Source organism: Dietzia sp. CW19 (genome assembly GCF_014145265.1).
Lineage (GTDB): Bacteria > Actinomycetota > Actinomycetes > Mycobacteriales > Mycobacteriaceae > Dietzia > Dietzia natronolimnaea.
The window spans coordinates 1-646 of sequence record NZ_JAALEE010000279.1 but is presented as its reverse complement, the minus strand read 5'-3'; the positions used below and the strand labels follow the sequence as shown (position 1 = coordinate 646).

Sequence of the window (646 nt, the reverse complement as noted above, 5' to 3'; positions counted from 1 at the left end):
GACTTCCTCCGCGCGGAGGAAGTCGCGGGCCGCGGATACCTGCCGGAGGGTGAACGGATCCTGCGCGCCTTCACCCAGCCGTTCGACGACGTCCGCGTGCTGATCGTGGGTCAGGATCCGTATCCGACGCCCGGGCACGCCGTCGGCCTGAGCTTCGCCGTGGACGGCCACGTCCGCCCCCTGCCACGGAGCCTGGTCAACATCTACCGCGAGTACTCCGACGATCTGGGGCTGCCGGCCCCCCGGCACGGCGACCTGAGCTCCTGGGCCGGCAGCGGGATCCTCCTGCTCAACCGGGTCCTCACGGTGACGCCGGGGCAGCCGGCCTCTCACCGACGGAAGGGGTGGGAGGAGGTCACCGGGCGCGCGATCGAGGCGCTGGTGGAGCGCGGCCGTCCGCTGGTGGCGATTCTCTGGGGCCGCCAGGCACAGTCCCTGGCGCCGATGCTCGGCGACACCCCGGTCATCGCCTCCGCCCATCCCTCACCCCTGTCGGCCTCGCGAGGGTTCTTCGGCTCCCGGCCGTTCAGCCGCGCGAATGACGAACTGCACCGACTCGGCGTGGACCCCGTCGACTGGCGACTGCCGGAGATGCCGGAGCAGACGTAGAGGCACGCTCAGGCCCCACCGAAGCGCGGGGTGCGCT

1 protein-coding gene is annotated in these 646 nt (G+C 72.1%); it reads left to right on the top strand.

Annotated features, from left to right (window positions below; translation table 11 throughout):
• Positions 1-609 (top strand): uracil-DNA glycosylase (locus tag G6021_RS09045; RefSeq protein ID WP_182639793.1); only part of this gene is annotated, 609 nt, incomplete at its 5' end.
• Positions 610-646 lie beyond the last annotated feature (37 nt).